We start from the raw sequence: 12,829 nt of genomic DNA, 5'->3' as shown, positions 1-12,829 counted from the left end.
ATGGCCTGGCACGAGGCGGCGCCGACGGTCCCGGCGGAGGCGCGCCTCCATATCCCCATCCATCTGCGGTGGGGAGACCTGGACGCGTTCAACCACGTCAACAACACCTCGATGCTCAAGCTGCTCGAGGAGGCGCGGGTTCGCGCCTTCTGGCGGCCGGGCGCGGGGGAGGAAGGTCCGAGCACGGCCGTGCTCGACTCGGGTGTCGAGCACGGTGTGCTGACCCTGATCGCGCGACAGGAGATCGAGTATCTCGCGCCGGTGCCGTATCAGCGGCTCCCGCTGGAGGTGCAGATGTGGTTCGGCAAACTGGGCGGGTCGAGCATCGAGGTCTGTTACGAGGTCCGCAACGACCCCTCCTTCGACGAGCGGATCCTGTATGCGCGTTCGACGGCGATCATCGTCCTCGTCGATGCCGCGTCCGGTCGTCCGCAGCGGATCACTCCGGAGATGCGTGCGGTCTGGAGCCCTTTCGTCGGCGATCCGATTCCCTATACGCGTCGTTGAGCGAGGTCACACCCCTGGGACGCGGATGGTGATCTCCTGTGTCACGCTGGCGACGAGCGTGCCGTCCTGCGCGTAGATCCGACCGCTCGCAAGACCGCGCCCTCCACGAGCGTTCGGGGACTCCTGCACGTAGAGGAGCCAGTCGTCGACGCGTCCGGGGCGATGCCACCACATTGCGTGATCGAGGCTTGCGACCTTGAGCCCAGGATTCTGCCAAGTCAGGCCGTGGGCGCGGAGGATCGACTCCTGGATCGTCATGTCGCTGAGATACGCGAGCGCAGCGCGATGAAGCGCGGGATCGTCCGGGAACGGTGCGCGCATGCGCATCCAGACGGCCTGATGGGGCTGACGCCCGCCGCCGGTCGCAAGGAGCAGCGGCTCCTCGACATGGCGGACGTCGACCGGTCGATCGACGAGCAGCCGGCGGGCGGCCGGAGGAACGGCGTCGGCGAACTCGTCGTCGCTGCGCAGCGTATCCGGGGCGGGGACGCCCTCGGGGAACGGGTAGGCGTGCTCGATCCCTGGATTCTCGTCCTGGAAGGAGGCGATCATCGAGAAGATCGGCTCCCCGTTCTGGTATGCCTGGCAGCGGCGCGTGGAGAAGGAGCGTCCGTCGTGGATCCGGTCCACCGCGAACGTGAGTCCCTGTGAGGCGTCCCCAGGGCGGAGGAAGTAGCCGTGCATCGAGTGGGGGATGCGCCCTTCGGGCAGCGTGCGCTCGGCAGCCACGAGGGACTGGCCGAGGACCTGTCCGCCGTAGATGCGGCCGGTCGGCATCGGATGAGAGACGCCGGTGAAGATGTCCTCGGTCGTGCGCGCCTCGGAGGCGTCGAGATCGAGCACATCCAGGAGCGCGTCGACAGGGCGGCTGGCAGCCTCTTCGGGGCTCATGAGGGTCCTCTCCGGTGGACGAGGTGGATGATCGGACACCCGTCCTCGGGCTGTCCCCGCTTGCTATTTTAGAGGGAGTGCCCACCTCGCTGATCCTCGCCGACCCCGACACCGCTCGCGACGCGCTCACCTTCGCCTCCCGCGCGGCCCGGGCATCCGGCGACGGCGTGCGACTGCAGGCGGCGGACGGGATCCTCGTCATGACGGCGGCGGCGCTTGCCCCACACGGTCTGTTCGATGCCACCCCGACGATCCTCGCCCTACGCGTCGGCCGATCCGATCCCGAGCTCCGCTGCGACATCGTCGTCGACGACCTGAGCCCGACCGCCGATCCGTGCGCGCTCGCGCTCCCCGAGACCGGACGGAGCCCGGCCTGGGCCGGTGTGTCGCCGCCCCGGAGCGGCTGGGCGCACCGGGGGCATCTGGGCGCCGACACGATCGCGCGGCGGGCGCAGTGGGGGATCTCCGCCGTCGCGCACGGGTCTCCGCCCGGCGCGGGGGAGGAAGCGGTGCGCGCCTTCCGCGCGCGGGTCTGGGGGGAGCCGGACGAGGATCTGCTCGGCCTTCCCCGTGGCGTCGCTTTCGCTGCACACGCCTACGGGTTCGTCTCTGGGGCTGAGCAGGTGCCGATCACGGTGTCGGGCCGGTGGACCCGGTTGGCCTTTGGCCGTGGACACGTGCTGAGCCGAGGTCCGGCAGCGGTCGGCCTCACGCCGGTGCGCGCGACGGGGACCAGGGACTGACCCGCGTCTCCCGTGCGACGCTAGGCCGTGACCGGGGCGTCGAAGGAAGCGACGGCCGGCCGTCCCTTCCGCAGGAGGAACAGGCGACGCGCGAGCACGACGCTGCTCCCGCAGATCAGGACGAGGGCTATGAGCACGAGGAACGGGTACAGCCAGAGGTCGATGACCCAGTACTCCCACAGCAGCATCCCGCCGAGGAGGCCCGGGAGCAGCGGGACGAGGAGGCCACCGGCGAACGCGACGAGCAGGGGCACGGAACGGAGGAGGATCCGCGGGCGGGCGGAGACGTTGCGCCGCGCCGCCCAGCGCTTGGCCCGATAGAAGAGGGTGACGAACAGGACGAGGAGCATGATGGCGATCGCGAGCATGATCATGTTGGCGACTGTCAGCGGATCGTCGAAGGAGACTCGGGGGTGCCCGTCGGTCTGGGCGATGAGGTTCTGTGCGAGGCTGCCGGGCGAGCCGGGGCCGTTGGCGAGGACGATCGCCGCGGTGCCGGTGTCTTGGGCGAGGGCCATGCTGCCGGCATAGGTGGCCAGGGTGCCGCCATGGATGAGGAGCGGCGCGGCGAAGCCGTCGCCTGCTGGGCGCGCTTCCCACCCGAGGGCGTACGGCGCCGCCACAGGCTGAGGCTTCTGCATCTGCACCCGGAGCTCGGGGTCGAGGACGTCGGCTCCGACGTCTCCTGCCGTGAACCGCATCCAGCGCACCATGTCGTCGAGCGTCGAGACGACGCCGCCGTTGCCCCCGCAGCGGCCGGGCATCTCGGGGAACGGAACCGCCGCCCGCAGGAGGACGGTGTGGCCGGAGGCGAGGCCGGAGACGGCATCGGTGCAGCGCACGGTCGAGACGGTGTCCCCCATCCCGAGGGGCAGGAAGAGCCGCTCTCGGAGGAAGTCGTCGAACCCCGTGCCCGACACCGCCTCCACGACCCGCGCGGCGAGAGCGTAGTTCGTGTTGTGGTATTCGAAGCGCGTTCCGGGGGCGGCGGCGAGGCGACGATCACGCAGCTCCGCGACCGTCGCGCGCAGGGTGTCCGGGATCGGGAGCGCATACTCGTCATTGGTGGTGATCGAGAGCCCTGAGGTGTGGGAGAGGAACTGGCGCACGCTGATGTCCCGCGAGCGCGGATCCGCCATGCGGAACTCGGGCAGGCGGTCGACCACGCGGTCGTCTAGTGTGAGGGCATTCTCCTGGACGAGGAGCATGACCGCAGCGGCGGTCATGGACTTGCTCATGGACCCGATCCGGAACGGCGTTCGCGGCGTGACGGCGTCTCCGTTCGCGTCCCGGCCACGGACGGAGGTCGTCACGATGTCGTCGTGGATGACGGCCGCGGCCACGCCGGGGGTCGTATAGACGTCGGCGTACTCCTGGACGAGACGGTCCTCCGCCGAGACGCTCGCCGCCGTGTGCGCTCTCGGCGAGGGCAACGGCTCGACGGCGGTGTCTGCAGCGGCGAAGGGAGCGACGGCGGTGCCGGCAGCGAGCAGCACCGCGATGGTGGCGGCGAAGGGGAAGCGGCGCATGAGCCACAGCGTAGGAGCGCCGTAGACGTGTCCTCCACGGATCCTGGTGGGTTTCGGGAAAGCCGGAAGAGGGTGCAGGGGTGACCGGAAGCCATCGATCGGGCAAGCAGGAGATCCCTGCGCGCAGGTCTCCGGCTAGCTGCTCGCAGCGCGACCGGCCTGACGGCCGGAGAAGAGGCAGCCGCCGAGGAACGTGCCCTCCAGCGCGCGGTAGCCGTGCATGCCGCCGCCGCCGAAGCCGCTCGCCTCGCCGGCGGCGTAGAGCCCGGGAACGGGCGCGCCCTCCGCGCCGAGCACGCGGGCGTCGAGATCGGTCTCGATGCCGCCGAGGGACTTACGGGTGATGACCCGGAGCCGGACCGCGACCAGAGGGCCGGCGGCCTTGTCCTGCAGACGGTGAGGTGCGGCCGTCCGGATCAGGCGGTCGCCGCGGTACGCGCGGGCGGAGCGCAGCAGGGCGATCTGTGCGTCCTTGGTGAAGTCGTTGTCCACCTCACGGTCCCTTGCCACGACCTCGTGACGCACCAGATCGGGATCCAGGGCGTCGCCGCCCGGGAGCTCCTGCATCCGCGCGATGAGACGGTCCAGGTCGTCCTCGACGACGAAGTCCTCGCCGTGGTCCAGGAAGGCCTGTACGGGGCCGGTCGGCCCTTTGGCGAGACGCGACTTCACGAGCAGCGGAATGTCTTTGCCGGTCAGGTCGGGGTTCTGCTCGCTGCCGGAGAGCGCGAACTCCTTCTCCACGATCTGGCGGGACGTGACGAACCACGAGTGATCATGACCGGTCCGTCGCAGATGCGCGAGCGTTCCGAGGGTGTCGAAGCCGGGAAACAGGGGGACGGGAAGACGAGCCCCGGTGGCGTCGAGCCACAGGGACGAGGGTCCGGGAAGGATCCGTATCCCATGCCCCGGCCATACCGGGTCCCAGTTGCGGATCCCCTCGACGTAGTGCCACATGCGGTCGCCGTTGATCAGGTGGGCGCCGGCGGACTCAGCGACCGTCTGCATCGAGCCGTCGACGTAGGCCGGGACGCCGGTGAGCATGTCCTCCGGAGGGGCACCGAGCCGTTCGGGCCACATCTGCCGGACCAGGTCGTGATCGCCACCGATCCCGCCGGAGGTGATGATCGTCGCTCCCGCCTCGATCTGGAACTCGCCGATCGCAGTCCGAGACGAGACGACTCCGCGCCCGGCGGCGCTGCTCTCCAGGATCTCGCCGCGAGCCCCGATGACAGCGCCTTCGCGCGTCGTGAGCGCTGTGACCCGGTGGCGGGAGAGGACGACGAGACGTCCCGTCTTCTCAGCCTGCTCGATCGTATGGAGGAAGGGCGTGACGATGCCGGGTCCGGTGCCCCAGGCGATATGGAAGCGCGGCACCGAGTTGCCGGGTCCTCGTGCCCCGTATCCGCCGCGTTCCGCCCATCCGACCACCGGGAAGAAGCCGATGCCGCGCTCGCGCAGCCACGCGCGTTTCTCGCCCGCGGCGAACGAGAGGTAGGCGTCGGCCCACTCCCGAGGTCTCGTGTCCTCCTCGCGATCGAAGCCCGCGGTGCCATACCAGTCCTGTCGGGCGAGGTCGAGGGAATCGCGGATGCCCATCCGACGCTGTTCCGGGGAGTCGACGAGGAAAAGCCCGCCGAACGACCACCAGGCCTGTCCGCCGATGTTCGTCCGCGGCTCCTGATCGAGAAGGATCACCCGGCGCCCGGTCGCGATGGCCTCCGCCGCGGCGACGAGGCCCGCCAGGCCCCATCCGATCACGAGGACGTCGGTGGAGCGGATGGCGGGCTTCGCGATCATGAGGTCTCCGTCGATCTCTGTGTCGATGTCTGCGCCGAGCGGGTCTCGAGTCCGGCTCTGCCGGCGGCGTCGGGGCCGATCCCCGAAGGCTCGAACGTGTTCACCATGGCATAGGCGGCGCGTTCCAGGTAGTCCCACAATGTCGCCTCGTGGAGAGGGGCGAGCTGCGCTTCGTCGACGGCGACGCGCATGCAGCGGAGCCACCGGTCGCGTGCGTCGGGATCGATGTGGAAGGGCACGTGCCGCATCCTCAGCCGAGGATGACCGCGGCGCTCCCCGTACGTCGTCGGTCCGCCCCAGTACTGTTCCAGGAACATCGTGAGCCGCTCGGCGGCAGGGCCCAGATCCTCCTCGGGGTACATCGGCTTCAGGATCGGGTCGAGCGCCACCTCGCGATAGAACACGGCGACGATCGCGCGGAACGTCTCGTGCCCGCCGACCTCGTCATAGAACGTCATGGCCTCTCCTCGTCCCGGCGGCCGCCCATGCCGTCGCCCGTGTGCGAGTCGCCGCGTTCAGGCGCTGAGGACTCGGACTTCGGGGACCCGGATCTCGGGGTCTCGGGCTTCGCGCCCTGGGACTTCGGGACCTTGACGTTCGTCTGCTCCGGCGTCGCCGATGGCGCAGGAGTCCGCGATCCGGCGGGGGGTGTCACGGGCGTCGTCATTTCGTCCGCGGGCTTGCGGCGTCGCCAGAAGCCACGCTCCGGGACGGGCGGGGCCCCGGTCACCGCAGTGGGGCGGGTGCGGGGCGGATTGGCGCCGCGCACCCGGCGGGCGCCCTCGGGGCCTGTGAGGGTGACGGAGCTCAACGACGGCATCGCCAGGCCGAGACCGTCGACAGCGTCGCGCAGACGCATCCGCAATTCTCTCGCCACGTCGTCCATCGCATTGGCACGCGTCTTCATCACCACGCGTATCACCAGCGCGTCGCCGGTCACGCTCTCGAGCCCCCACACCTCGGGCCTCTCGACGATGCGGGTGCGCCACTTCGGATCTTTCGCGAGCCCCTGGGCCGCCGCCAGGAGGGCTTCCTCGACCGCGGGCACCTCGGCGTCCGGGGGGACGCCGAGGTCGATGATCGCGCGCGCCCAGCCCTGCGACATGTTGCCGATCCGGGTGACCTCCCCGTTGCGGACGTACCAGAGGGTGCCGTTGACGTCGCGTACCTGGGTGATCCGCACGCTCACGTACTCCACGACGCCGGTCGCGAGCCCCAGGTCGACGACGTCGCCGATGCCGATCTGGTCTTCCGCGACGATGAACATGCCGTTCAGCACATCCTTGACGATGTTCTGGGCGCCGAAACCGAGGCCGGCGCCGATCGCCGCCGTGAGCAGAGTGAGCGAGCCGATCAGATTGGGGGCGACGATGCCGAAGACGAGGATGATCGCGACGATCACGAGGATCACGTTCACGATGTTCTGCAGGATGCTGCCGAGAGTGCGCGTGCGCTGGACCAGGCGCATGTCGGCGAGGGGCGAGCGCTCCAGGGCCTGGGTGTCGTCGACGCGGGCACGGCTCTTCGCGCTTGCCACGATCCGGCGAACGATCCGGCGGATGAGGAGACGGAGCAGCATCGCCGCCAGCACGCAGCCGACGACGACGCCGGCGCAGGCGAGCAGGTTCGTCCCCGCCTGGCCGAGGAAGGCCACGATCTGCGTCCAGAGCGTGCCGAGGTCGGTGGGCGCGGACGGGGGAGGAGGCGTGACTTCAAACGGTCTGTGCATCGCTCCGATCCTATGGCCGTGCGTCTCGGAGCGTCCTCAGAATCTCCGCGCTCGAGAGGCCTGGGCACGAAGACTTCGGAGGGCAGGGAAGCCCCCTGCCCTCCGAAGGCGGTCGAGGATCCCGATCAGCCCTGGTCGGCGTCGCGCGCCTGGGCGGCGAGTGCTCTCTCGACGTCGGCGAGGTTCTCCATGACGAGACGACGCAGCGCGGGGGCGGTGTCCGTGTGGGCGGCGAGCCAGGCGCGGGTGGCGTCCCGGAGCTCGACGTTCGCGAGAGCCTTCGGGTACAGGCCGACGATCAGATAGTTCGCGATCTGATATGTGCGGTTCTCCCACAGCGGCACGAGGCTGTCGAAGTATGCGGAGACGAACCCCTCGAGCAGCGGTGCGCCCGAGGGGTGCGTGAATCCGAGAGAGGCGGCGCGGACGAGCGTGTTGGACAGCTCGTCATTCTCGACGAGCGAGGCCCAGGCCGCCTGCTTGGCTTCGGCGGTCGGCAGAGCGGCACGCGCCTGGGCGGCGAACTCGGCGCCCTTCGCCGTGTTGTCCGCGGCGAGAGCGGTGTCGATGACCGTCCCGTCCACGGCTCCCGCCGCGGCGAGGCCGGCCAGCAGCTGCCAGGAGAGGTCGGTGTCGATCGCCAGGCCGTCGAGAGAGACCGAGCCGTCCCGCAGGCCGCGCACGACATCCGCCTGCTCCGGGGTGATGATCGCGTTCGCGAAGGCCGTGACGAACTGGAGCTGGCTGTCGCTGCCCGCCTCAGCCTGCTGTGCGAGTGTCCAGAGGCCGTCCGCGACGCGTGTGCGCTCGGCGAGCCGGCGTTCGGGGACGACGTAGAGCGCGGCGGCGGTCTGCAGCTGGCCGAGCGTCGTCCGCACCGTCGTGGACTCGGTCTCGCGGCCGATGTTGCCGAGCACGAGGGAGATGTAGTCGGTGGCGGCGCTCTCGGCGTCACGGGTCTGGTCCCAGGCGGCGCCCCAGACGAGCGAGCGTGCGAGCGGATCGCTGATGTCGGCGAGATGCGCGATGGCGGTCTCCAGGGAGCGCTCGTCCAGACGGATCTTCGCGTAGGCGAGGTCCTCGTCGTTCAGGAGCACGAGGTCGGGTCGTGTGAGACCCTGCAGCTCAGGGATCTCGGTGCGGTCGCCGTCGATGTCGACCTCGACGTGGTGGGTGCGCACGAGGGCTCCGCTCGCGTCGAGCGTGTAGAAGCCGATGCCCAGACGGTGCGGGCGGATGGTCGGGTAGTCGGCCGGGGCGGTCTGCGTCACGGCGAACCGGGAGATCGTGCCGTCGGGCGCCTCGGCGATCACCGGGGAAAGGGTGTTGACGCCCGCCGTCTCGAGCCATTTCCTCGACCAGGTCGACAGGTCGCGACCGCTCGTGCGCTCGAGCTCCACAAGAAGGTCGGAGAGCTCGGTGTTGCCCCACGAGTGCTTCTGGAAGTACTCGGAGACGCCGGCGAAGAACGCCTCGATGCCGACCCAGGCGGCAAGCTGCTTGAGCACCGAGCCGCCCTTGGCGTAGGTGATGCCGTCGAAGTTGACCTGCACGTCGTCGAGATCATTGATCTCGGCGACGATCGGATGGGTGGAGGGGAGCTGGTCCTGGCGGTATGCCCAGGTCTTCTCCATCGCGTTGAACGTCGTCCAGGCCTCTGTCCACTCCGTGGCCTCGGCGGTCGCGATGGTCGAGGCCCACTCGGCGAACGACTCGTTGAGCCAGAGATCGTTCCACCATTTCATCGTGACGAGGTCGCCGAACCACATGTGGGCGAGCTCATGCAGGATCGTCACGACGCGCCGCTCCTTGACGGCGTCGGTGACCTTGCTGCGGAAGACGTAGGTCTCGGTGAAGGTCACCGCGCCGGCGTTCTCCATCGCACCGGCATTGAACTCAGGGACGAAGAGCTGGTCGTACTTGGCGAAGGGGTACGGGACGCCGAACTTCTCTTCGTAATAGGCGAAGCCCTTGCGGGTCTTGTCGAAGATGTCCTCTGCGTCGAGGTGCTCCCACAGGCTCTTGCGCCCGTAGACGCCGAGGGGAACGACGCGTCCCGAGGCGCTGGTGAGCTCGGAGAACGTGGACTCGTAGGGGCCGGCGACGATCGCGGTGATGTAGGACGAGATCCGCGGAGTGGGCTCGAAACCCCAGGTCGCGACGCTGGCCGTGCCGGACGTGTTGTCGTGCAGGATCGGCTCGGGCGTGGGGGAGTTGGAGACGACCTTCCACGCCGCGGGCGCGGTGACCGTGAACTGGAAGGTGGCCTTGAGGTCGGGCTGCTCGAACACCGCGAAGACACGACGCGAGTCGGGGACCTCGAACTGGGAGTAGAGGTAGACCTCGCCGTCGACCGGGTCGACGAATCGGTGGAGGCCCTCGCCGGTGTTGGTGTAGAGGCAGTCTGCGTCGACCACCAGCACGTTCTCCTCGGCGAGCTCCTCGAGGACGATCCGTGAGTCCGCGAAGGCGGTGACCGGGTCGATCGGCTCGCCGTTGAGCGTGATCTCCCTGACCTCGCGTGCAATGAGGTCGATGAACGTGGCGGCGCCGGGCGTGGCGGTGAAGTGCACGACGCTCCGGGATCCGAAGACCTCGTCGCCCTTCGTCAGGTCGAGCGCGATCTCGTACGACTGGGTGTCGACGATCGCGCGGCGCTCCCGCGCCTCGGTTCGGGTGAGGTTCTCTCCAGGCACTACTCGGTCTCCCAGGGGTCAGGGGGCTCGCCGCGGACATGCGCTGCTGGCGCCGGCGGCAACCCTGACAGCCTACGCCAGGCACGCGAGGGTGCCGCCTTCGGCTGAAAGAAAGGTGTGAGTGCGACGATGGGGAGGTGACCATCGAAGCAAGCAGCCCCTCGTCCGCGCATGTGCCTTTCGCCTCGGAACCGGCCCGCTCGGGCCCGTCGTATGTCGAGGTGCCCGTCGCCTACGACGGCATCCTGCTCGCGGGCTTCGGCGGTCCGGAAGGCCAGGACGACGTGATCCCCTTCCTCCGGAACGTGACTCGAGGGCGAGGGATCCCGGACGAGCGGCTGGAGGAGGTCGCCCACCATTATCGTCACTTCGGCGGTGTCAGTCCGATCAACGCTCAGAACCGCGCCCTCAAGTCCGCTCTGGAGGCGGAGCTGTCGCGGCGGGGGATCGACCTCCCGGTCTACTGGGGCAACCGGAACTGGGCCCCCTACCTCGCGGACGCCGTGACCGCCGCCGCCGAGCGTGGCGACACGCCCCTGCTCGCCTTCGCCACCAGCGCCTACAGCTCCTTCTCGAGCTGTCGGCAGTATCGCGAGGACTTCGCCCGCGTCCTGGAGGAGACAGGACTGGACGACGCCGTCACGATCGACAAGATCAGGCCTTTCTACGACCATCCCGGGTTCGTCGACGCCTTCGTGGCCGGCGTGCGGGACGCCGTGGCCGGGTTCCTGGCCGACGGCGTGAGTGCCGGTGCGGTGCAGGTCCTCTTCTCCACGCACAGCGTTCCGATCGACGACGCGCTCCGCTCGGGACCGCGTGATGTGGACTGGGGGCCGGGAGGCGCCTACGCCGCGCAGCATGAGGCGGTGGCCGCCTGGGTGATGGACCGGGTCGCGGAGATCCTGCCGGCAGCGTCTGACGTGCCGTGGGAACTGGTCTACCAGTCGCGGTCGGGCCCGGCGTCGCAGCCCTGGCTGGAGCCCGACGTGTGCGACGTGATCGAAGAGCTGCCGGCGCGCGGCCGCGCGGCCGTCGCGGTGGTCCCGCTCGGATTCGTCAGCGACCACATGGAGGTGCTGTGGGATCTCGACACCGAGGCGAAAGAGGCCGCGGAGGACGCCGGACTCGCCTTCGCTCGCACGCCGACCCCCGGAGTCTCCGAAGCCTTCGTGTCGGGGATCGTCGACCTCATCGAGGAGCGGATCAACGGCACGCCGGCCGAGGATCGTCCGCATGTGACGACGCTCGGGCCGGCCTTTGACATCTGCCGTCCCGGCTGCTGTGAGAACATCCGCGCAGGCTTCAAGCCGGCCGCGGCAGGGATCGCGCCCTGAGCGGATCCCTAGGATGGAGCGTATGCGCATCCACATCGCCACGGACCACGCCGGGCTCGAGTTCTCCACGCAGCTCCAGCACCACCTCGCCGAGGCGGGGCACGAGGTGATCGATCACGGCCCGATCGAGTACGACGCGCTGGACGACTATCCCGCGTTCTGCATCCGGGCCGCGATAGCGACCATCGAGGATCAGCGCGCCGGGATCGATGCGCTCGGGGTGGTCTTCGGCGGATCGGGCAATGGCGAGCAGATCGCGGCGAACAAGGTCGAGGGCATCCGTGCAGCACTCGTCTGGAGCATCGCGACCGCAGAGCTCGCTCGCGAGCACAACGACGCCAATGTCATCGCGATCGGCGCTCGGCAGCACACGTTCGAGGAGGTCGCGAGGTTCATCGACCGCTTCATCGCCACGCCTTTCAGCGGCGACGAGCGCCATGTGCGGCGCATCGGCCAGATCTCGGACTTCGAGCGGGACGGCTCTCTGCTCCCGGATCCGCGCGCCTGATGCCCGAGGGACACTCCGTCCACCGGATCGCCCGGCAGTTCGCGCGGAACTTCGCCGGTCGATCGGTCTCCGCGTCGAGCCCTCAAGGGCGGTTCGCCGAGGGGGCGGCTCTGCTCGACGGGCGCGCGATCGAGGACGCGAAGGCCGTCGGGAAGCAGATGTTCCTGGAGGCCGAGGGCGATCTGTGGCTGCGTGTCCATCTCGGGCTCTACGGTGCGTGGGACTTCGCGGGGGAGATCCTCGTCGACCCGACCATCGCCGCGGCCAACGGCCGGATGGGACAGACCAACCAGCGCGGCACCGTTCTCGACGCTCCCGCGCCCGGTGCGCCGGTGTTCGACGGCGCGGGGGAGAACTCGCTCTCCTCGATCGGCGCGCCGCGCAAGGCCCGGGTGCACGTGCGGATGTCCGAGCAGACGACCGGGCTCGCCGACGATGACGCCTGGCCGCCGCCCGTCGTCGGTCAGGTCCGCCTGCGTCTGCTGACGGACCTGACCTGCGCGGACCTGCGCGGCCCGACCGCGTGTGTGCTGCAGACGCCGGACGAGATGCTCGCGACGATCGCGAAGCTCGGTCCTGACCCCCTCGTCGGCGATCCCGAGGAGGGGGAGGAGCGTTTCACTCGAGCGGTGCGGCGCAAGCCCACTCCGATCGCCCTGCTTCTCATGGACCAGTCGGTGGTGAGCGGTATCGGCAACGTCTACCGCGCGGAGATGCTCTTCCGTGCACGGCTCAACCCCCACACGGCAGGACGGGAGGTTCCTGAGGAGATCGTCCGTGAGCTCTGGCGGGACTGGACGCGCCTGCTCGTGATCGGTGTCGAGACCGGGCAGATGATGACGATGGACGATCTGTCGCCGGAACAGTACCGAGCTGCCATGGCGCATCGCGACGACCGGCACTGGGTGTATCACCGGGCGGGCCTGCCCTGCCGTGTCTGCGGCACCGAGATCGCGCTGGAGGAGATCGGCGCGCGCAAGCTCTATTGGTGCCCCTCCTGCCAGGCCTGAGCCGCTCCTGCCAGGCCGGACTGACGCGAGGCCGTGCGGCGGGGGCGCGGCGCGGTCACAGAGGACGCCGTGGCGAGCGGCA

General features: G+C 69.5%; 11 protein-coding genes. 5 read left to right on the top strand and 6 right to left on the bottom strand.

From position 1 onward, the window contains the following. The gene (locus tag ACP15J_RS02405) at positions 1 to 507 is read left to right on the top strand and encodes an acyl-CoA thioesterase (RefSeq protein WP_424935636.1); all 507 of its coding nucleotides are present in this window, start codon (positions 1 to 3) and stop codon (positions 505 to 507) included. Positions 508 to 513: 6 nt separating this feature from the next. Here the strand turns inward: ACP15J_RS02405 and ACP15J_RS02400 are convergent, their stop codons facing one another. Continuing rightward, positions 514 to 1,398, bottom strand: coding sequence for an acyl-CoA thioesterase (locus ACP15J_RS02400; RefSeq protein WP_424935637.1), 885 nt, complete (start codon positions 1,396 to 1,398; stop codon positions 514 to 516). A 14-nt stretch (positions 1,399 to 1,412) separates the two neighbouring features. On the opposite strand from ACP15J_RS02400, the gene ACP15J_RS02395 reads away from it, so the two are divergent. Next, positions 1,413 to 2,141, top strand: a complete 729-nt coding sequence (locus tag ACP15J_RS02395; protein WP_424935638.1) for a hypothetical protein — start codon at positions 1,413 to 1,415, stop codon at positions 2,139 to 2,141. Between the two features lie 20 nt (positions 2,142 to 2,161). On the opposite strand, the gene ACP15J_RS02390 is transcribed toward ACP15J_RS02395, so the two are convergent. The 5 genes from ACP15J_RS02390 to pepN all read right to left on the bottom strand — a co-directional run bounded on the left by ACP15J_RS02390 (position 2,162) and on the right by pepN (position 9,895). Next, a complete protein-coding gene (locus ACP15J_RS02390; protein ID WP_424935639.1) occupies positions 2,162 to 3,670 on the bottom strand; it encodes a serine hydrolase domain-containing protein in 1,509 nt (502 codons plus the stop codon). Positions 3,671 to 3,805: 135 nt separating this feature from the next. Beyond that, entirely contained in the window at positions 3,806 to 5,470 is a 1,665-nt protein-coding gene (locus tag ACP15J_RS02385) for an FAD-binding dehydrogenase (protein ID WP_424935640.1), read from the bottom strand. After that, complete coding sequence (locus ACP15J_RS02380) at positions 5,467 to 5,928, bottom strand: globin (protein ID WP_424935641.1); 462 nt, start codon at positions 5,926 to 5,928, stop codon at positions 5,467 to 5,469. The genes ACP15J_RS02385 and ACP15J_RS02380 overlap by 4 nt, the downstream gene beginning before the upstream one ends. Further along, positions 5,925 to 7,199: a mechanosensitive ion channel domain-containing protein gene (locus ACP15J_RS02375; RefSeq protein ID WP_424935642.1), complete on the bottom strand. Its 1,275-nt coding sequence runs from the start codon at positions 7,197 to 7,199 to the stop codon at positions 5,925 to 5,927. Before ACP15J_RS02375 ends, ACP15J_RS02380 begins: the two co-directional genes overlap by 4 nt. Positions 7,200 to 7,324: 125 nt before the next feature. Further along, positions 7,325 to 9,895 (bottom strand): aminopeptidase N, encoded by a 2,571-nt coding sequence (gene pepN, locus ACP15J_RS02370; RefSeq protein ID WP_424935643.1) that lies wholly within the window; start codon positions 9,893 to 9,895, stop codon positions 7,325 to 7,327. 143 nt (positions 9,896 to 10,038) lie between these two features. Between pepN and ACP15J_RS02365 the strand changes: the two genes are divergently transcribed. Genes ACP15J_RS02365 through ACP15J_RS02355 form a run of 3 tightly spaced genes read left to right on the top strand, consistent with a single transcriptional unit; the run spans position 10,039 to position 12,747 of the window. After that, entirely contained in the window at positions 10,039 to 11,229 is a 1,191-nt protein-coding gene (locus ACP15J_RS02365) for a ferrochelatase (RefSeq protein WP_424980871.1), read from the top strand. Positions 11,230 to 11,251: 22 nt separating this feature from the next. Then, the gene (locus ACP15J_RS02360) at positions 11,252 to 11,737 is read left to right on the top strand and encodes a ribose-5-phosphate isomerase (RefSeq protein WP_424935645.1); all 486 of its coding nucleotides are present in this window, start codon (positions 11,252 to 11,254) and stop codon (positions 11,735 to 11,737) included. After that, positions 11,737 to 12,747 carry an Fpg/Nei family DNA glycosylase gene (locus tag ACP15J_RS02355; protein WP_424935646.1) on the top strand — a complete coding sequence of 337 codons (1,011 nt, stop codon included), beginning with the start codon at positions 11,737 to 11,739 and terminating at the stop codon, positions 12,745 to 12,747. Before ACP15J_RS02360 ends, ACP15J_RS02355 begins: the two co-directional genes overlap by 1 nt. Positions 12,748 to 12,829: the final 82 nt, after the last annotated feature.

Origin of the sequence: Microbacterium sp. S308A+, from assembly GCF_049800815.1 — a bacterium.
Classification (GTDB): Bacteria; Actinomycetota; Actinomycetes; order Actinomycetales; family Microbacteriaceae; genus Microbacterium.
The sequence above is the reverse complement of the archived record's forward strand: the minus strand, read 5'-3'. Positions and strand labels throughout refer to the sequence as shown.